The following is a 17,985-nucleotide window of genomic DNA, read 5'->3' as shown; positions in this document are numbered from 1 at the left end:
AAGTCCGCTCGACGCCACCGCGCAGCCGGACCGCCGCGACAAGGGAAGAGACAAGGGAAGAACCGTCGATGCCACTGACCTCTCCGCGCCGCTCGGCCCTGTCCGAGCAGGTGATCTCCGCCCTGCGCGCCCAGATCTCGTCGGGCGAGTGGCCGGTGGGCTCCCGCATCCCGACCGAGCCCGAACTGGTCGAGCAGCTGGGCGTCGCCCGGAACACGGTGCGGGAGGCCGTACGCGCCCTCGCGCACAACGGGCTGCTCGACATCCGGCAGGGCTCGGGCACGTACGTCGTGGCCACCAGTGAGCTGGCCGGGGTCATGCAGCGGCGGTTCGCGGACGCCGATCCGCGCCACATCGCCGAGCTGCGCTCCACGCTGGAGTCGAGCGCGGCGCGGCTCGCGGCCGAGCGGCGCACCGAGCGCGATCTGAAGCAGCTGGACGCCCTGCACCTGCGCCGGGAGGAGGCGTGGGAGGCGGGCGACGCGGAGGCGTTCGTGGCGGCCGACGCGACGCTCCACCTGGCCGTCGTCGCCGCGTCGCACAACGACGTGATGACGTCGATGTACGCGGACCTCGGCGAGGTGCTGCGGGACTGGCTGCGCGAGGACGTGGGCGAGCGGCTGACCGCCGAGAACCACATGGACCACGCGCGCCTGGTCGACGCGATCCGGGAGGGCGACGCGGAGACGGCGGCCGCGGAGGCGGCGTCCTATCCGTTCCTGTGCCGTCCGGGCAGGCTGGACGGGCCCTCCCGCAGGCTGGACGGGCCCTCCCCCGCCTGACGCAGCCGGTCGGCCTTCTCGTGGCTGACCCACGCCCTGCGCACGCTCCGCCAGCACCGCCCGTTCATCCGGACCGTCTCGGCCGGGCCCACGTCGGCCGGGGCCGTGTCGGTGTCGATGTCCCACCAGGGGTCGCACTCGATGTGCAGGGCCACCCGGTCGACGCCGGGGTACGGGTTGTGGCAGTCGGCGGTCACACGTACGCCCTTGACGAGGGTGCGGCAGCCCGCGCCGAACCGTTCGGGCGTCTTCGCGGCCACGCGCGCGTGGCCGGGATCGTGGCGCTGGGCCGCGGTGTCGGACACCGCGTCGTAGGGCAGCGCGGCCAGCAGGGCCGCGGCCGCGAGGGCGGGGGCTATGCGAGAGGACAGGCGCACGGAAAGGGACCTCCTCGCACCAGAGTGCGGGGAGGCCCCTTCACCTCGCCCGGCCGGTGGGCCGAACGGGGGACACCTCGTTTCGGGCGGTGCCCGGACACCGCCCGGACGCCGCCCGGACGGCGATCAAGCAGGGGTCAGGCGCCGATGGCGTGCAGACCGCCGTCCACGTGGACGATCTCGCCCGTCGTCTTCGGGAACCAGTCCGAGAGCAGCGCGACGATGCCGCGCCCGGCCGGCTCCGGGTCCTCCAGCTTCCACTCCAGCGGCGAGCGGCTGTCCCAGACCGCGGCCAGCTCGCTGAAGCCGGGGATCGACTTCGCGGCCATGGAGCCGATCGGGCCCGCCGAGATCAGGTTGCAGCGGATGTTCTGCTTGCCGAGGTCGCGCGCCATGTAGCGGCTGGTGGCCTCCAGGGCGGCCTTGGCCGGGCCCATCCAGTCGTACTGCGGCCAGGCGAACTGCGCGTCGAAGGTGAGGCCGACGACGGAGCCGCCCTCGGTCATCAGCGGCAGCAGCGCCGTCGTCAGCGACTTCAGCGAGAAGGCGGAGACGTTCATGGCGGTGGCCACGGACTCGAACGGCGTGTTCAGGAAGTTGCCGCCGAGCGCGTCCTGCGGGGCGAAGCCGATGGAGTGCACGATGCCGTCGAGCCGGTCGCCGAGGTGCTCGCGGACCTGGCCCTCCAGGCGGGCGAGGTGCTCGTCGTTGGAGACGTCGAGCTCCAGGACCTTGACCTTGTCCGGGTCGGGCAGCTTCTTGGCGATGCGCTCGGTGAGCGTCGGCCGCGGCCAGGCGGTGAGGATGATCTCCGCACCCTGCTCCTGGGCGAGCTTCGCGGCGTGGAAGGCGATGGAGGACTCCATCAGCACACCGGTGATGAGGATCTTCTTGCCCTCGAGAATTCCAGCCATGATGTTCAGTGACCCATTCCCAGTCCGCCGTCAACGGGAATGACGGCACCAGTGATGTACGAAGCGTCGTCCGAGGCGAGGAACTTCACCGCGGAGGCGATCTCCCCGACCTGCGCGTACCGGCCGAGCGGCACCTGCGCCATGATGCCCGTGCGCTGCTCGTCGGTGAGCGCCTGGGTCATGTCGGTGTCGACGAAGCCGGGGGTGACGACGTTGAAGGTGATGTTGCGCGAACCCAGCTCGCGGGCGAGGGAGCGCGCGAAGCCGACCAGGCCCGCCTTGGAGGCGGCGTAGTTCGCCTGCCCCGCCGAACCGAGCAGACCGACGACGGAGGAGATCAGCACGACCCGGCCCTTCTTGGCGCGCAGCATGCCGCGGTTGGCGCGCTTCACGACCCGGAAGGTCCCGGTGAGGTTGGTGTCGAGGACGGACGTGAAGTCCTCCTCCGACATGCGCATGAGGAGCTGGTCCTTGGTGATGCCGGCGTTGGCGATCAGGACCTCGACGTTGCCGTGCTTCTCCTCGATCTCCTTGTAGGCCTGCTCCACCTGCTCCGTGTCCGTGATGTCGCACTTGACGGCCAGCGCGCCGGCGTCGGTGAGCTCCTTGGGGGGCTCGCCGGAACGGTAGGTGAACGCGACCTTGTCGCCCTGCTCCAGGAAACTACGGGCGATGGCGAGGCCGATGCCCCGGTTGCCTCCGGTGACGAGAACCGAGCGGCTCAACGGATCACCCTTTCGATCGGCGGTCAGGTACCCGTCGAAACTATCCCGGCCCGGTACCGGGCGCCGAATCCGGGGGTGACAGGGCGATGCGGTGGGAACTGTGGGATCCCCACAGTTCCCACCGCGTACCGGTCGGGTCCATGAGGCCGGTGGGGCTCTTGGAAAACCCCCGCGGCGCGGCATACGTTGGCTGGCCCGTCAACGACGACAAGGGAAGGCCGCCCATGGCCCATGACATCGACCCGTCCTTCACCGCGCTGCCGCTGCGCGCCCTGGCCGACGCCGCGCTCGCCCGCGCCCGCGCCCTTGGCGCCGACCACGCCGACTTCCGCCTGGAGCGGGTGCGAAGCGGCGCGGTGCGGCTGCGGGACGCCAAGCCCGCCGGGTCGTCGGACACCACGGACCTGGGGTACGCGGTGCGTGTCGTGCACGGCGGGACCTGGGGGTTCGCGGCCGGGGTCGATCTGACGATGGACGCGGCGGCGAAGGTAGCGTCGCAGGCCGTCGCGATGGCCAAGCTGAGCGCGCGGGTGATCGAGGCCGCCGGGTCGGACGAGCGCGTGGAACTCGCGGACGAGCCGGTGCACGCCGACCGGACCTGGGTCTCCTCCTACGAGGTCGACCCGTTCTCCGTGCCGGAGGAGGAGCGCGCCGGGCTGCTCGCCGACTGGAGCGCGCGGCTGCTCGCGGCCCCGGGCGTCAGCCACGTCGACGCGTCCCTCCTGGTCGTGCACGAGAACAAGTTCTACGCGGACACGGCCGGGACCACGACGACCCAGCAGCGCGTCCGCCTGCACCCGTCGCTGAACGCGGTCGCCGTGGACGAGGCGAGCGGCGAGTTCGACTCGATGCGCACGCTCGCCCCGCCCGCCGGGCGCGGCTGGGAGTACCTGACGGGGAAGGCGGGCACGGCCTGGGACTGGCAGCGCGAGCTCGACGAGATCCCGGAGCTGCTCGCGGAGAAGATGCGGGCGCCGAGCGTGCGGGCGGGCTCGTACGACCTGGTCGTGGACCCGTCCAACCTGTGGCTGACCATCCACGAGTCCATCGGGCACGCCACCGAGCTGGACCGCGCCCTCGGCTACGAGGCGGCCTACGCGGGCACCTCCTTCGCCACCTTCGACCAGCTCGGCAAGCTCAAGTACGGCTCCGAGCTGATGAACGTCACCGGTGACCGCACCGCCGAGCACGGCCTCGCCACCATCGGCTACGACGACGAGGGCGTGGCCGGGCAGTCCTGGGACCTGGTGAAGGACGGCACGCTCGTCGGGTACCAACTGGACCGGCGCATCGCCAAACTGACCGGTTTCGAGCGCTCCAACGGCTGTGCCTATGCCGACTCCCCCGGCCATGTCCCCGTGCAGCGGATGGCCAACGTCTCGCTGCAGCCCGATCCGGGCGGGCTCTCCACCGAGGACCTCATCGGGGGTGTCGATCACGGGCTCTATCTCGTCGGGGACCGGTCGTGGTCCATCGACATGCAGCGCTACAACTTCCAGTTCACGGCGCAACGGGCGTACGAGATCCGGAACGGTCGGCTCGCCGGGCAGGTGCGGGACTTCGCCTACCAGGCGACCACCACCGACTTCTGGGGGTCCATGGCCGCGGTCGGCGGGCCGCAGACCTATGTCCTCGGCGGCGCCTTCAACTGCGGCAAGGCCCAGCCGGGCCAGGTCGCGGCCGTCTCGCACGGCTGTCCTTCGGCCCTCTTCAAGGGCGTCAACATCCTCAACACGACGCAGGAGGCCGGCCGATGAGCCCTCGTACGAACAAGCCGCACGAGATCGTCGAGCGCGCCCTCGCACTGTCGCGGGCCGACGGCTGTGTCGTCATCGCCGACGAGACGTCCACCGCCAATCTGCGCTGGGCGGGCAACGCGCTGACGACGAACGGGGTCACGCGCGGGCGCAAACTCACCGTCGTCGCCACCGTCGACGGCAAGGAGGGCACCGCCACCGGTGTCGTCTCCCGCTCCGCCGTCACCGCCGACGACCTCGAACCGCTGGTGCGGGCCGCCGAGGAGGCCGCGGCGAAGGCGGGGCCCGCCGAGGACGCGCAGCCGCTGGTGGACGGCGTCCCGCACTCCCCCGCGTTCACGGAGGCGCCCGCCGAGACCTCGTCGGCCGTCTTCGCGAACTTCGCGCCCGCGCTGGGCGAGGCGTTCGCTCGGGCGAGGTCCGGCGGGCGCGAGCTGTACGGCTTCGCCAACCATGAGCTGACCAGCACGTATCTCGGTACGTCCAGCGGGCTGCGGCTGCGGCACGACCAGCCCGACGGGACCCTGGAGCTGAACGCCAAGTCCACCGACCGCAAGCGCTCGGCGTGGGCGGGCCGCTCCACCCGGGACTTCAAGGACATCGACCCGGCGGCGCTCGACGCGGACCTCGCGACCCGGCTGGGCTGGGCCGAGCGCCGCGTGGACCTGCCGGCCGGGCGCTACGAGACGCTGCTGCCGCCGACCGCCGTCGCGGACCTGCTGATCTACATGCTGTGGTCGGCGGGCGCGCGGGACGCCGCCGAGGGCCGGACCGTGTTCTCCAGGCCGGGCGGCGGCACGCGCGTGGGCGACCGGCTGAGCGAGCTGCCGCTGACCTTGCGCAGCGATCCGAACGAGCCCGGGATCGAGTCCGCCCCGTTCGTGATCGCGCACGCCTCCGGGGACGACGCGTCCGTCTTCGACAACGGGCTGCCGGTGGGCGCCACCGAGTGGATCTCCCGGGGTGAGCTGCGCCATCTGTCGACGACCCGGCACAGCGCGGGCCTGACCGGGCTCCCGGTCGCGCCCGCCGCCGACAATCTCGTCCTCGAAAGCGGCTCGGGCCCGGGCAAGTCCCTGGAGGAGATGGTCGCCGCCACGGAGCGCGGGCTGCTCCTCACCTGCCTCTGGTACATCCGCGAGGTCGACCCGGCCACGCTGCTGCTCACCGGGCTCACCCGGGACGGCGTGTACCTCGTGGAGAACGGCGAGGTCGTCGGCGAGGTCAACAACTTCCGGTTCAACGAGTCGCCGGTCGACCTGCTGGGCCGGGCCACCGAGGCCGGGCGCACGGAAAAGACGCTGCCGAGGGAGTGGGGCGACTGGTTCACTAAAGCGGCGATGCCCGCGCTGCGCGTGCCCGACTTCAACATGAGCTCGGTCAGCCAGGGCGTCTGACATGCACGGCGTCTGACCCGCACGGCGTCCGGCCCGCATCGTTTCGCCCATAGACTGGGCGGGACCCATCAGGACTGTTCAAGGAGACACAGAACCGTGACGGACATCGTCGACGAGCTGAAGTGGCGCGGGCTCTTCGCCCAGTCCACCGACGAGGACGCTTTGCGCAAGGCTCTCGCGGACGGTCCTGTCACGTTCTATATCGGGTTCGACCCGACGGCGGCCTCGCTGCACGTCGGGCACCTGGTGCAGGTCCTGACCATGCGCCGCCTCCAGCAGGCGGGCCTGCGCCCGCTGGCCCTGGTCGGCGGCGCGACGGGCCAGATCGGCGACCCGCGCCCGACGGCGGAGCGCACGCTGAACGACCCGGAGACGGTCGCGAACTGGGTCTCCCGGCTGCGCACGCAGATCGAGCCGTTCCTCTCCTTCGAGGGCGAGAACGCGGCGCTGATGGTGAACAACCTGGACTGGACGGCCGGCATGTCGGCCATCGAGTTCCTCCGGGACATCGGCAAGCACTTCCGCGTCAACAAGATGCTGACCAAGGACTCGGTCGCCCGGCGTCTGGAGTCGCAGGAGGGCATCAGCTACACGGAGTTCAGCTACCAGCTGCTCCAGGGCATGGACTTCCTGGAGCTGTACCGGCGCCACAACTGCACGCTGCAGCTCGGCGGCTCCGACCAGTGGGGCAACCTGACGGCGGGCCTGGACCTGATCCACCGCCTGGAGCCGGAAGCGTCGGCGCACTGCATCGCGACGCCGCTGATGGTGAAGGCGGACGGCACCAAGTTCGGCAAGACCGAGGGCGGCGCCATCTGGCTCGACCCGGAGATGACGACGCCGTACGCCTTCTACCAGTTCTGGCTGAACGTGGACGACCGGGACGTCTCGACGTACCTGCGCATCCTGTCGTTCAGGTCGCGGGAGGAGCTGGCCGAGCTGGAGCGGCAGACGCAGGAGCGGCCGCAGGCGCGCGCCGCGCAGCGGGCGCTCGCCGAGGAGCTGACGACGCTGGTGCACGGCGCGGACCAGACGGCGGCCGTGATCTCCGCGTCGAAGGCGCTGTTCGGGCAGGGCGACGGCAACCTCGCGGACCTCGACGAGGCGACGCTCGCGGCCGCGCTCTCCGAGCTGCCGAAGATCCAGGTCACGGAGGTGGGCCCGGTCGTCGACCTGTTCGCCGAGGTCGGTCTCGTGGCCAGCAAGTCGGCGGCGCGCCGCACCGTGAAGGAGGGCGGCGCCTACGTGAACAACGTCAAGGTGGCCGCCGAGGACCACGTCCCGGGCGCCGACGAGCTGCTGCACGGGCGCTGGCTCGTGCTGCGGCGCGGCAAGAAGAACCTGGCCGCGGTCGAGGTCACGGCCTAGGAACCGCCTTGAGGGGCCGGGTCCGCGTCATGCGGGTCCGGCCCCTTCGGCGTGGGGTCAGGCCCGCCTGCGGTTGCCGCGGATCGCCGACCAGGCCGCGTCACCGACACCGACGACGATGACCGCGCCGATCAGCTGCAGCAGGTGGCGGATCCAGTCGATGCCCTTGGTGTCGTTGACCCCGAGGCCCGTGGCCGCCCAGTTGCCCAGGACGCTGCCGAGGATGCCGAAGATCACCGTCAGCCACAGCGGGATCTGCTGCTTGCCCGGCAGGATCGCCTTCGCGATCAGACCGAGCACAAGACCCACGATGATTGCCCACAACCAGTTCATGCCGTCGCCTCCTCATGCGGCGTGCGCATACGCGCGTGCGCACCGTCACATCAGTCTCGGTCCGTACCCCGTACGGCGCATGTCGGGCGGGGCCGTACGCGGTACGGCGCAGGCCACACGCCCGGCTCCGGGCGCCCCCGGTCTCGTAGCAGGCGGACCCCGGGCGTACCGTGGAGGCAGTCCGGTCCGGGGAGAGTCCGGCGAAACGGTCGGGTGGTGGAGTGTGATGCGGAAGCGCAGCGGTAACGGCGGAGCACAGGTTTTCCGCATCACAGGAGCCCGGCAGGGACTCGCGGACGACGTGCGGGGCCGGCAGCGCCGGTACGTCATCTCGATGGCGATCCGCACGGTGTCGGTGATCCTCACGGCCGTGCTGTGGAACGTCGAGCGGCCGGTCGCCATCGTGACGCTGGTGTTCGGGGCCCTGCTCCCCTATGTCGCGGTGGTGATCGCCAACGCGGGCCGGGAGAACGCGCCGGGACTGCCGTCGACCTTCGTGCCCGCGGCGAGCCGGCCGATGATCGCGCCGGGACCGGCCGTCGCCCCGGCGGAACCCGGTCCGGAGGACCGCGTCTGAGCGCGTGTCCGCGCCCGTCGACGGGGCCGGTCCGGTCGCCCCGTACTCAAAGCTCAAGAAAAGCTCAGATCAATCATGTAGTTCAGGTGCCGGGCGGCGGGTCCCGCGTGACATACTGCGTACGCGCTCCGCATCCCCCGTCGGAGCGACGGACCGACGCCGGGCAGCTCCCCCCGTGGCTGCTCGGCGTCGCCATTTCCGGGCCCTTTCCGGGTGCCTTTAGGCTGGGGGCGTGAACCTCGCGAACCTCTCCGGACCGTCCTCCCCGGACCCCTCTTCCCCGCAGTGCTCGGCCAAGGGCTGTCGCGCCGACGCCGTGTGGGTGCTCGCGTGGAACAACCCCAAGCTGCACACGCCGGAGCGGCGCAAGACGTGGCTCGCCTGCGAGGAGCACCGTGAGCACCTCGCCCAGTTCCTCGGGGTGCGCGGCTTCCTCAAGGACGTGGTGAGCCTTGAGGAGTGGGACGCGCGCGTGGAGTGAGGCGGCGCCCCGAGGGCCGGGGCGTCAGCCGCCGATCGCCGACATCGGGCGGTCGGGCTGGAGGAACGACGGGTCGTCGAGGCCCGAGCCCGCCTTCTTGCCCCACATGGCGAGCTTCCAGATACGGGCGATGTTCTCGTCGCTGTTCTCCGCACCGTCCGCCCTGAGCGCCGCGCGCAGGTCCGTCTCCTCCGTGGCGAACAGGCACGTGCGGACCTGGCCGTCGGCGGTGAGCCGGGTGCGGTCGCAGGCGGCGCAGAACGGGCGGGTCACCGAGGCGATGACGCCGACGCGGTGCGGGCCGCCGTCGACGACCCAGCGCTCGGCCGGGGCGGAGCCCCGCTCCTCGGAGCCTTCCTCGGTCAGCTCGAACCGCGTCCGCAGGGAGGCCAGGATGTCGCCCGCGGTGATCATGCCCTCGCGCTTCCAGCCGTGCTGGGCGTCGAGCGGCATCTGCTCGATGAAGCGCAGCTCGTAGCCGTGCTCGACGGCCCAGGCGAGGAGCTCCGGGGCCTCGTCCTCGTTGAGCCCCGGCATCAGGACCGAGTTGATCTTCACGGGGGTGAGGCCCGCCTCGTGGGCGGCGGCCAGGCCCTCGATGACGTCCTTGTGGCGGTCGCGGCGGGTGAGGGTCTTGAAGACGTCGGGGCGCAGCGTGTCCAGGGAGACGTTGACCCGGTCGAGCCCGGCCTCCTTGAGGGCCTTCGCGGTGCGCTTCAGCCCGATCCCGTTCGTCGTCAGGGACATCCTGGGGCGCGACGGCAGCGCGGCGACCCGCTCGACGATGCCGACGAGGCCGGGGCGCAGGAGCGGCTCGCCGCCGGTGAAGCGGACCTCGGTGATGCCGAGGTGGGTGGTGGCGATGCGGACGAGGCGGACAATCTCGTCGTCCGTGAGCAGGTCGGGCTTGGCCAGCCATTGCAGGCCCTCTTCGGGCATGCAGTACGTGCACCGCAGATTGCACCGGTCGGTCAGCGAGACCCGCAGGTCGGTGGCGGTTCGGCCGTAGGTGTCGATGAGCACGTGGGCCCCCTCCCTGGTACGTGGTCCTGCCTTGTACCGAACGAGCCTACGTGACAGGTCCGACAGAGGCAGGACGGTGATCCCACGAGCGTGCCCGGGTCCTGTCGTAGCTCTCTACGACGAGCGGCGACGAGCCGCGACGGGACCCGGGCACGACCGGCAAGGCTCAGTGGGCTCCGGTGCCGGTGAGGGAACGGACCTCCAGTTCGGCGTACTTGCCCTTGTCGGCCTTCTCCTTGCCGAGGTAGGTGCCGATGACACCGAGCGCGAAGCCGACCGGGATCGAGATGATGCCGGGGTTCTCAAGCGGGAACCAGTGGAAGTCGACGCCCTTGAACATGGACGTCTTCTCGTTGCCGGAGACGACCGGCGAGAAGAGGACGAGGAAGACCGCCGTGAAGAGGCCGCCGTAGATCGACCAGAGCGCCCCGCTGGTGTTGAACTGCTTCCAGAAGAGGCTGTAGAGGATCGTCGGCAGGTTCGCGGACGCGGCGACGGCGAACGCGAGGGCGACCAGGCCCGCCACGTTGAGGTCGCGGGCGAGTGCGCCGAGGGCGATGGAGATGATGCCGATGAAGACGGTGGCCCAGCGGGCGGCGCGCATCTCCTGCTTCTCGTCCGCCTGGCCCTTCTTGATGACGTTCGCGTAGATGTCGTGCGCGAAGGAGGAGGACGAGGCGAGGGTGAGGCCCGCGACCACCGCGAGGATCGTGGCGAACGCGACGGCGGAGATCGACGCGAGGAGGATCGCGCCCCAGCTGGAGTCGACGCCGCCCAGATGGAGCGCGAGCAGCGGCGCTGCCGTATTGCCCGCCGGGTTGGAGGCGATGATCTCGTCGGGCTTGATGAGGGCCGCCGCGCCGAAGCCGAGCGCGATCGTCATGAGGTAGAAGGCGCCGATGATGCCGATGGCCCAGTTGACGGACTTGCGGGCGGCCTTGGCGGTCGGCACCGTGTAGAAGCGGATCAGGATGTGCGGAAGGCCCGCGGTGCCGAGCACGAGGGCGATGCCGAGCGAGAGGAAGTCGAGCTTCGAGGTGGCGGTGGCACCGTACTTGAGGCCCGGCTCCAGGAACGGCGAGCCCTTGCCGCTGTTCTCGGCGGCGGTGCCGAGCAGGTCGGAGATGTTGAAGTTGAACTTCAGCATGACCAGGAACGTCAGCAGGATCGTGCCCGCGATGAGGAGCACGGCCTTGACCATCTGCACCCAGGTGGTGCCCTTCATGCCGCCGATGGTCACGTAGACGATCATCAGGACGCCGACGAGGGCGACGATGCCGATCTTGCCCGCGTCGGAGGTGATGCCGAGCAGCAGCGAGACGAGGACGCCCGCGCCCGCCATCTGCGCGAGCAGGTAGAAGATCGAGACGACGATGGTGGAGGTGCCCGCCGCCGTGCGGACCGGGCGCTGGCGCATCCGGTAGGCGAGGACGTCGCCCATCGTGTAGCGCCCCGAGTTGCGCAGCGGTTCGGCGACCAGGAGGAGCGCGACGAGCCAGGCGACCAGGAAGCCGATGGAGTAGAGGAAGCCGTCGTAGCCGAAGAGGGCGATGGCGCCGGCGATGCCGAGGAAGGACGCGGCGGACATGTAGTCGCCGGAGACGGCGAGCCCGTTCTGGAAGGCGGTGAACTGACGGCCGCCCGCGTAGAAGTCGGAGGCGCTCTTGGTCTGCCGTCCGGCCCATACGGTGATGACGAGGGTCGCGGCGACGAAGACGGCGAACAGGGTGATGATCAGCGGCCGGTGCTCACTGGCCTCGGCGGCGGCGAGTACGTGCACTGCGGGGCTCATGCGCCGCCCTCCATACGGGACTTGATGGCTTCGGCCTTCGGGTCGAGCTTCGCGGCGGAGTACCGGGAGTACCACCAGGCGATGAGGAACGTGGTGAGGAACTGGGCGAGGCCGAGCACGAAGGCGACGTTGATGTTGCCGAAGAGCTTGTGGCCCATGAAGTCGCCCGCGTAGTTGGAGAGCAGGACGTAGACCAGGTACCAGGCGACGAACGCGATGGTGAGCGGGAAGGCGAACGAGCGGTGCGCCTTGCGCAGTTCGCCGAACTCCGCGCTCGCCTGCGCCGCGACGAACTCCTCGGTCGAGGGCAGGGCCGGACCGGCGTCGGGGCTGCCCTTCTGGGGTGGTGGTGCGTCGGTGGCCACGGAGTCTCCTCGTGATGCGGGTGCTGTCGGGGACGGATGTTTCTCAAGTGACGTGGGTCACGCCAGTCGGCTCGCGATGGTAGGGCTCTCCGGCGTGATCCGACAGGGGGCCGGTTTCGGCCAGCGCCCCCTGCACAACGGCACGGAGGTGCGGGCGCGGCGGTTCAACTCCGCTGTTTTCTTTCGGAAGCCGTTGCTGACCTGCGCCGACCGGGATACGTTCACACCGCAACACGCGTCATGTACCTGCCCGAGCACCACATGTGTTCGGGCTTTCCGTATTCACCGAAATACGCCCGGATGATGTGGAGACCCCATGGCTCATCTGCCCGCCAGACGCCGCCGCCTCGCTCTCGCCCTGCCGATCGGTATCGCGCTCACGGCCTCCTTCGGCTTCCTGCCGTCCGCGTCCGCCGCACCGGCCGACTCCCCGGCGGCGACGGCGACTTCGACGGACGGGGCGGCGTCGCTCGCGTACGTGGTGAACACGCGCGGCACCGACGGCCGCACCCTCGCCTCCGTCGGCAGGGCGATATCCGCGGCCGGCGGCTCCATAGTCGAGACCTACGGGAAGATAGGCGTCTTCGTCGTCCACTCCTCGAACCCCGACTTCGGCAAGCAGATACGCAAGGCCAAGGGCGTGGCGACGGCGGGCGCGACCCGTACGGCGCCGCTCACCGCCGCGGGCACGACCGACGAGGGCGCCGTGCAGAAGCTCTCGAAGGCCGAGGCCAAGGCGCTGGCCGCCAAGGCTCCGGCGGCCCAGGAGCCTCTTGAGGCCGACCAGTGGGACCTGCGGGCGATCGGCGCCGACAAGGCCGCGAAGATCAACCCGGGCAGCCGCAACGTCACGGTCGGCGTCATCGACACCGGCGTCGACGACACCCACCCCGACCTGGCCCCGAACTTCTCCGCCGCCCAGTCCGCGAGCTGTGTCGGCGGCAAGGCGGACACCTCGCCGGGCGCCTGGCGGCCCGCGAACCCGGACCACTACCACGGCACCCACGTCGCCGGTGAGATCGCCGCCGCGCGCAACGGGATCGGCGTCGCGGGCGTCGCGCCCGGCGTCAAGGTCGCGGGCATCAAGGTGGCCGACCCGGTCAGCGAGCTGTTCTACCCGGAGAGCGTCGTCTGCGCCTTCGTGTTCGCCGCCGACCACGGCATCGAGGTCACCAACAACAGCTACTACGTCGACCCGTGGCAGTACAACTGCGTGGACGACGCCGACCAGCGGGCCATCGTCGACGCGGTGAACCGGGCCCAGCTCTACGCCACCAAGAAGGGCACCCTGAGCTTCGCCTCCGCGGGCAACTCCAACCACGACCTGGACTCGCACGCGATCCTGGACGACAGCAGCCCGGACGACTCGACCGCGGTGCCCCGCACCATCGACCCGCACACCTGCCTCGACATCCCGACGCAGCTCCCGGGTGTCGTCACGGTCAGCTCGACCGGCATCACCAAGGCCAAGGCCTACTACTCCTCGTACGGCAACGGCGTCATCGACATCGCGGCGCCCGGCGGCGACAAGTACCAGATCCCGGCCGACACCCCGTCGAAGAACGGCCGCATCCTCTCCACGCTGCCCGGCGGCGAGTACGGCTGGCTCCAGGGCACCTCGATGGCGTCGCCGCACGCCGCCGGTGTCGCCGCGCTCCTGAAGTCGACGCACCCGAAGGCGTCCCCCGCGCAGCTCCAGGCGCTGATGAAGGCCCAGGCCGACGAGGAGGTCTGCCCGGCGTCGTACGACGGTGACGGCGACGGTGTCGTCGACGCGGTCTGCAAGGGCGGCAAGCAGCGCAACGGCTTCTACGGCTACGGCGTCGTCGACGCGCTCAAGGCGGTGAAGAAGTGACGGCCCCGCGCATGAGCAAGCGTCTCGTCCGCACCCTCGCACTCCCCGCGGGTCTCGCCATGGCGTCCGCGCTCGCGGTCGTGCCGAACGCGGGCGCGGCGGAGGCGTCCGGCAAGGCGGACGGCCCCGAACTCAGCTATGTCGTCAACGTCAAGGCGGGCCACGGGAACGCGGTCCGTGCCGAGCGGGCGGTCGGTAAGGCGGGCGGCAGCGTCGTCATCGCGTACGACAAGATCGGCGTCCTTGTCGTCCACTCGAAGAACCCGGACTTCGCCAAGACGATCCGTACGGTCAAGGGGGTCCAGTCGGCCGGGGCCACCCGCACCGCGCCGCTGGCCGCGCAGTCCAGCGACGACCTCGCCACCGAGCAGGTCCTGACCGCCGCCGAGGCGAAGAAGGCGGCCGGGAAGGCGACGGCAGCGCAGGACCCGCTGGAGCCGTTGCAGTGGGACCTGCCCGCCATGAAGGCGGACCGCGCCCACGAGAAGTCCCTCGGCAGCCCGAAGGTGACCGTCGGCGTCCTCGACTCCGGCGTGGACGACACCCACCCGGACATCGCGCCGAACTTCGACCGGCAGGCGTCGGCGAGCTGCCTGGGCGGCGTGCCCGTGCAGAAGGACAACGCCTGGCGCCCCGTCGCCGGTGAGTCCGACCACGGCATGCACGTGGCCGGCACCATCGCCGCCGCGAAGAACGGCGTCGGCGTCACCGGTGTCGCGCCCGGCGTGAAGGTGGCGAGCCTGAAGGTGGCCGAGCCGGCGACCGGCATGTACTACACGGAGGCCGTCGTCTGCGGCTTCGTGTGGGCGGCCGACCACGGCGTCGACGTCACCAACTCCAGCTACTACACCGACCCGTGGCTCTTCAACTGCAAGACGGACGCCGACCAGAAGGCGCTCGTCACGGCGGTCCAGCGGGCCTCGCGGTACGCGGAGCGCAAGGGCGCGGTGAACGTCGCCGCGGCGGGCAACGCCTCGACCGACCTCGCGCAGGACGAGATCGTCGACGACTCCTCGCCGGACGACTCGACGCCCGTACCGCGCACGGTGAGGACCAAGGACTGCATCGACATCCCGTCGCAGCTGCCCGGCGTCGTCACCGTCTCGGCGACCGGCGCCAAGGGCATCAAGGCGTCGTACTCGAACTGGGGCCGGAACGTCATCGACATCGCGGCGCCCGGCGGCGACAGCACCGCCTACCAGACGCCCGCTCCCCCGGCGACCAGCGGCCTGATCCTGTCGACGTTGCCAGGCGGCAAGTACGGCTACAAGGCCGGTACGTCGATGGCGTCGCCGCATGTCGCGGGCGTCGCGGCCCTGATCAAGTCGACGCATCCGAAGGCGTCGGCCGCGCAGGTCAAGGCGCTGCTCTACAAGCAGGCCGACGCGACGCCGTGCACGGACCCGTACGACATCGACGGGGACGGCACGGTCGACGCGGTCTGCGAGGGCGGCAAGAACAAGAACAGCTTCTACGGAGCGGGAGCGGCGGACGCGCTGGACGCCGTGACCAAGTAGGGCCATACGCACGACAGGGCGGGGAGGGGCCGGGCGGCTCCTCCCCGCCCTGTCGCGTCGGCGCTAGTTGGTGACCATGACCTTCAGGGCGGTGCGCTCGTCCATCGCCTTGTAGCCGCCGGGCACGCCTTCGACGTCGACCGTCATGTCGAAGACCGGCGAGGGGTCGATCGTGCCGTCCAGGACGTCGGGCAGCAGCTCGGGGATGTAGGTGCGGACCGGGGCGACGCCGCCGCGCAGGGCGATGTTCCGGCCGAACATGACGCCGAGGTCGAGGCCGGTGGAGCTGCCGTGCGGGACGCCGACGTAGCCGATGGCGCCGCCGGGGCGGGTGATGTCCACGGCCGTGCGCATCGACTGCTCGGTGCCGACGGCCTCGATCACGGAGTGCGCGCCCCGGCCCCCGGTCAGCTCACGGACCGCCTCGACGGCGGCCTCGCCGCGTTCGGCGACGACGTCCGTGGCGCCGAAGCGGCGCGCGATGGCGGTCCGCGCCTCGTGGCGGCCGAGCGCGATGATCCGCTCGGCTCCGAGCCGCTTGGCCGCGAGCACCCCGCACAGGCCCACCGCGCCGTCCCCGACGACGGCCACCGTGACGCCCTCGCGGACGCCCGCGCCGAGCGCCGCGTGGTGGCCGGTGCCCATCACGTCGGAGAGCGTGAGCAGGGCGGAGAGCAGCCGGTCGTCGGAGGCCGCGTCGGCGGGCAGGCCGACCAGGGTGCCGTCGGCGTACGGCACGCGCACGGCCTCGCCCTGGCCGCCGTCGTAGCCGACCGCGCCCCAGAACCCGCCGTGCTCGCACGACGTGGTCAGGCCCTCGCGGCAGAAGTCGCACACGCCGTCCGACCACATGAAGGGCGCGACGACGAGGTCACCGCGGCGCACCGTGGTCACCTCGGAGCCGGTCTCCTCCACGACGCCGAGGAACTCGTGCCCGATGCGCTGCCCCGGCTGCCGCGCCGCCTCGCCCCGGTAGGCCCACAGGTCGCTGCCGCAGATGCAGGCGCGCAGCACGCGCACGACGGCGTCGGTGGGCAGGGTCACGACGGGGTCCGGGACGTCCTCCACCCGCAGGTCGAACGGGGCGTGGATGGTGGTGGCGCGCATGAGGTGTTTCCTTTGTGCAGGTCAAAGCGGGGTGCGCCGGGTCTCGGCACTCTTTTCACGGTACGCCTCACCAGGCTCGGTGCGCGCCCCGAGCACCCCCCGCACCAGCAGATACTGCGCGGCGACGTACGTGAGCATGATCCAGAAGTCGGCCGGCGGCAGGCGCGGCCAGTCGGCGACCCCCATGGCGATCAGCGAGTCGGACAGCAGGAAGAGCGCGCCGCCCACGCCCGCGACGGGCCCGAGCCGCGACGCTCCGTACGCCATGGCGGTGAGCAGCACGCTGTACGCGGCGACGGGGCCGCGCATGTCCGCGGGCAGGCCGGGCCGGAGCGCGGCCACCATGGCGAGGAGCGCGACGCCGTAGAGGACGCCCAGCAGGCGGCCACGCGCGCGGGGAGCCCCGTACCGCCTGAAGAGCACGAGGTAGCAGACGTGCCCGGCGGCGAAGCAGCCCATTCCGGCGAGGAACGCGGCGTCCTGGTCCATGAGGAGCAGGACGTCGCCGCCCCAGCCGCACAGCAATGCGGCGCACAGCAGCCGGGGTCCGCCGCGCGCGACCACGTAGGCCGCGAGCAGGGGCATGAGGAGCGGCTTGGCGACGGTGTGCGCCGTGTCCGCCCCGGCGAGGAGCGCGCCGAGGTCGACGGCGCAGACGACGAGGAAGGCGGTGCGCAGGGCCCGCGGCAAGGTCACGCGGCGCCCTCGGGGACCTTCGGCGAGGGGCTGCTCCGCTGCGCCGGGTCCGGCGTGCTCACCGGCGCGGGCCGCCAGCCGGGTCCGCGGAAGACGTGTCCGGCCCGCGCACGCCAAGTGGTGGCCGTCTTCAGGTCCCTTGCGATCGCCGCGTACTCGTGGGTGGCGACGCGCAGCGGGTTGTATGTGTCGATGTTCTTGGTGAGCCCGTACACCGGCCGCTCCTCCTCCGCGACCCAGGAGCCGAACAGGCGGTCCCAGACGATGAGGATGCCGCCGAAGTTGCGGTCCAGGTAGCCGCCTTGCGAGGCGTGGTGGACGCGGTGGTGGGAGGGCGTGTTGAAGACGAACTCGAAGGGCCGCCACAGCTTGTCGACGCGTTCGGTGTGGATCCAGAACTGGTAGACGAGGTTGGCCGACGAGCAGAACGCGAGCGCCGCCGGGTGCACGCCGCACGCGATGAGCGGCAGGTAGAACGGCCACACGGTGAGGCTCGTCCAGGGCTGGCGCAGCGCGGTCGACAGGTTGAACTTGCGGCTGGAGTGGTGCACGACGTGGCACGCCCACAGGATGCGGACGACGTGGTGCCCGCGGTGCGACCAGTAGTAGAAGAAGTCCTGCCCGAGCAGCATCAGCGGGACCGTCCACCACAGGACGGGCACGCGCAGCGGTGTCAGTTCGTAGACCGCCGCGTAGATCGCGACGATCGGGATCTTCCACAGGAAGTCGAAGACCAGGCTTCCGAGCCCCATGGTGATGCTGGTGGCCGCGTCCTTGGTCTCGTATCCGGCGGCGTCCTCGTCGGGATGGATCCGCACGCTCACGATCTCGACGATCGTGAGCAGCACGAAGGCGGGTATCGACCACAGCACGACATCGGGCAGGTTCGGCGACGACATGCGTGCACCGTACGGGCGGG

At 71.0% G+C, this 17,985-nt stretch carries 18 protein-coding genes; 8 read left to right on the top strand and 10 right to left on the bottom strand.

What is annotated here, in order from left to right; all coding sequences use genetic code 11:
• The first annotated feature begins 68 nt into the window (after positions 1-68).
• Positions 69-782: a FadR/GntR family transcriptional regulator gene (locus C1N81_RS34065; RefSeq protein ID WP_394435157.1), complete on the top strand. Its 714-nt coding sequence runs from the start codon at positions 69-71 to the stop codon at positions 780-782.
• On the opposite strand, the gene C1N81_RS34060 is transcribed toward C1N81_RS34065, so the two are convergent.
• The 3 genes from C1N81_RS34060 to fabG all read right to left on the bottom strand — a co-directional run bounded on the left by C1N81_RS34060 (position 710) and on the right by fabG (position 2,798).
• Positions 710-1,159: a hypothetical protein gene (locus C1N81_RS34060; protein ID WP_394435156.1), complete on the bottom strand. Its 450-nt coding sequence runs from the start codon at positions 1,157-1,159 to the stop codon at positions 710-712. The two genes, C1N81_RS34065 and C1N81_RS34060, sit on opposite strands and share 73 nt — an antisense overlap.
• Before the next feature lie 137 nt (positions 1,160-1,296).
• A complete protein-coding gene (gene fabI / locus C1N81_RS34055; protein ID WP_394435155.1) occupies positions 1,297-2,073 on the bottom strand; it encodes an enoyl-ACP reductase FabI in 777 nt (258 codons plus the stop codon).
• Between the two features lie 5 nt (positions 2,074-2,078).
• Positions 2,079-2,798: a 3-oxoacyl-[acyl-carrier-protein] reductase gene (gene fabG, locus C1N81_RS34050; RefSeq protein ID WP_394435154.1), complete on the bottom strand. Its 720-nt coding sequence runs from the start codon at positions 2,796-2,798 to the stop codon at positions 2,079-2,081.
• 224 nt (positions 2,799-3,022) lie between these two features.
• On the opposite strand from fabG, the gene C1N81_RS34045 reads away from it, so the two are divergent.
• The 3 genes from C1N81_RS34045 to tyrS all read left to right on the top strand — a co-directional run bounded on the left by C1N81_RS34045 (position 3,023) and on the right by tyrS (position 7,320).
• Positions 3,023-4,555, top strand: a complete 1,533-nt coding sequence (locus tag C1N81_RS34045) for a TldD/PmbA family protein (protein WP_394435153.1) — start codon at positions 3,023-3,025, stop codon at positions 4,553-4,555.
• On the top strand, positions 4,552-5,952 hold the full coding sequence (locus C1N81_RS34040) for a metallopeptidase TldD-related protein (RefSeq protein WP_394435152.1): 1,401 nt from the start codon (positions 4,552-4,554) through the stop codon (positions 5,950-5,952). Before C1N81_RS34045 ends, C1N81_RS34040 begins: the two co-directional genes overlap by 4 nt.
• Before the next feature lie 96 nt (positions 5,953-6,048).
• Positions 6,049-7,320 carry a tyrosine--tRNA ligase gene (gene tyrS, locus C1N81_RS34035; RefSeq protein WP_394435151.1) on the top strand — a complete coding sequence of 424 codons (1,272 nt, stop codon included), beginning with the start codon at positions 6,049-6,051 and terminating at the stop codon, positions 7,318-7,320.
• Positions 7,321-7,377: 57 nt separating this feature from the next.
• Here the strand turns inward: tyrS and C1N81_RS34030 are convergent, their stop codons facing one another.
• A complete protein-coding gene (locus C1N81_RS34030; RefSeq protein ID WP_394435150.1) occupies positions 7,378-7,653 on the bottom strand; it encodes a GlsB/YeaQ/YmgE family stress response membrane protein in 276 nt (91 codons plus the stop codon).
• Positions 7,654-7,879: 226 nt separating this feature from the next.
• On the opposite strand from C1N81_RS34030, the gene C1N81_RS34025 reads away from it, so the two are divergent.
• Entirely contained in the window at positions 7,880-8,230 is a 351-nt protein-coding gene (locus C1N81_RS34025) for a DUF3099 domain-containing protein (RefSeq protein WP_394435149.1), read from the top strand.
• Between the two features lie 232 nt (positions 8,231-8,462).
• Positions 8,463-8,711, top strand: a complete 249-nt coding sequence (locus tag C1N81_RS34020) for a hypothetical protein (RefSeq protein ID WP_394435148.1) — start codon at positions 8,463-8,465, stop codon at positions 8,709-8,711.
• Positions 8,712-8,735: 24 nt separating this feature from the next.
• Here the strand turns inward: C1N81_RS34020 and moaA are convergent, their stop codons facing one another.
• The 3 genes from moaA to C1N81_RS34005 form a co-directional block, all read right to left on the bottom strand.
• Positions 8,736-9,734: a GTP 3',8-cyclase MoaA gene (moaA, locus tag C1N81_RS34015; RefSeq protein WP_394435147.1), complete on the bottom strand. Its 999-nt coding sequence runs from the start codon at positions 9,732-9,734 to the stop codon at positions 8,736-8,738.
• 166 nt (positions 9,735-9,900) lie between these two features.
• A complete protein-coding gene (locus C1N81_RS34010; RefSeq protein ID WP_394435146.1) occupies positions 9,901-11,526 on the bottom strand; it encodes a solute symporter family protein in 1,626 nt (541 codons plus the stop codon).
• A complete protein-coding gene (locus tag C1N81_RS34005; protein WP_394435145.1) occupies positions 11,523-11,891 on the bottom strand; it encodes a DUF485 domain-containing protein in 369 nt (122 codons plus the stop codon). Before C1N81_RS34005 ends, C1N81_RS34010 begins: the two co-directional genes overlap by 4 nt.
• A gap of 316 nt (positions 11,892-12,207) precedes the next feature.
• Between C1N81_RS34005 and C1N81_RS34000 the strand changes: the two genes are divergently transcribed.
• Together C1N81_RS34000 and C1N81_RS33995 are read left to right on the top strand one after the other, a co-directional pair.
• Positions 12,208-13,746, top strand: coding sequence for a S8 family peptidase (locus tag C1N81_RS34000; RefSeq protein ID WP_394435144.1), 1,539 nt, complete (start codon positions 12,208-12,210; stop codon positions 13,744-13,746).
• 11 nt (positions 13,747-13,757) lie between these two features.
• On the top strand, positions 13,758-15,263 hold the full coding sequence (locus C1N81_RS33995; RefSeq protein WP_394435143.1) for a S8 family serine peptidase: 1,506 nt from the start codon (positions 13,758-13,760) through the stop codon (positions 15,261-15,263).
• A 63-nt stretch (positions 15,264-15,326) separates the two neighbouring features.
• Here C1N81_RS33995 and C1N81_RS33990 read toward each other — a convergent pair whose 3' ends face one another.
• Genes C1N81_RS33990 through C1N81_RS33980 form a run of 3 tightly spaced genes read right to left on the bottom strand, consistent with a single transcriptional unit; the run spans position 15,327 to position 17,965 of the window.
• Positions 15,327-16,370, bottom strand: coding sequence for a zinc-dependent alcohol dehydrogenase family protein (locus C1N81_RS33990; protein ID WP_394435142.1), 1,044 nt, complete (start codon positions 16,368-16,370; stop codon positions 15,327-15,329).
• 21 nt (positions 16,371-16,391) lie between these two features.
• The gene (locus C1N81_RS33985; protein ID WP_394435141.1) at positions 16,392-17,066 is read right to left on the bottom strand and encodes a lysoplasmalogenase; all 675 of its coding nucleotides are present in this window, start codon (positions 17,064-17,066) and stop codon (positions 16,392-16,394) included.
• Positions 17,063-17,965, bottom strand: coding sequence for a sterol desaturase family protein (locus tag C1N81_RS33980; protein WP_394435140.1), 903 nt, complete (start codon positions 17,963-17,965; stop codon positions 17,063-17,065). Before C1N81_RS33980 ends, C1N81_RS33985 begins: the two co-directional genes overlap by 4 nt.
• Between the last annotated feature and the right edge of the window lie 20 nt (positions 17,966-17,985).

It is taken from the genome of Streptomyces sp. SGAir0957, from assembly GCF_043523415.1.
Note: the sequence above shows the minus strand (reverse complement) of the source record. Positions and strands in the feature narration are given on the sequence as shown.

What these genes read in the sequence shown, in the direction of transcription:
- C1N81_RS34045 (WP_394435153.1), top strand. Translation starts at nt 3,023, where the DNA reads ATGGCCCATGACATCGACCCGTCCTTCACCGCGCTGCCGCTGCGCGCC.
- C1N81_RS34030 (WP_394435150.1), bottom strand. Translation starts at nt 7,653, where the DNA reads ATGAACTGGTTGTGGGCAATCATCGTGGGTCTTGTGCTCGGTCTGATC.
- C1N81_RS34065 (WP_394435157.1), top strand. Translation starts at nt 69, where the DNA reads ATGCCACTGACCTCTCCGCGCCGCTCGGCCCTGTCCGAGCAGGTGATC.
- C1N81_RS34000 (WP_394435144.1), top strand. Translation starts at nt 12,208, where the DNA reads ATGGCTCATCTGCCCGCCAGACGCCGCCGCCTCGCTCTCGCCCTGCCG.
- C1N81_RS33980 (WP_394435140.1), bottom strand. Translation starts at nt 17,965, where the DNA reads ATGTCGTCGCCGAACCTGCCCGATGTCGTGCTGTGGTCGATACCCGCC.
- fabI (WP_394435155.1), bottom strand. Translation starts at nt 2,073, where the DNA reads ATGGCTGGAATTCTCGAGGGCAAGAAGATCCTCATCACCGGTGTGCTG.
- C1N81_RS33990 (WP_394435142.1), bottom strand. Translation starts at nt 16,370, where the DNA reads ATGCGCGCCACCACCATCCACGCCCCGTTCGACCTGCGGGTGGAGGAC.
- C1N81_RS33995 (WP_394435143.1), top strand. Translation starts at nt 13,758, where the DNA reads ATGAGCAAGCGTCTCGTCCGCACCCTCGCACTCCCCGCGGGTCTCGCC.
- C1N81_RS34025 (WP_394435149.1), top strand. Translation starts at nt 7,880, where the DNA reads ATGCGGAAGCGCAGCGGTAACGGCGGAGCACAGGTTTTCCGCATCACA.
- C1N81_RS34040 (WP_394435152.1), top strand. Translation starts at nt 4,552, where the DNA reads ATGAGCCCTCGTACGAACAAGCCGCACGAGATCGTCGAGCGCGCCCTC.
- C1N81_RS34010 (WP_394435146.1), bottom strand. Translation starts at nt 11,526, where the DNA reads ATGAGCCCCGCAGTGCACGTACTCGCCGCCGCCGAGGCCAGTGAGCAC.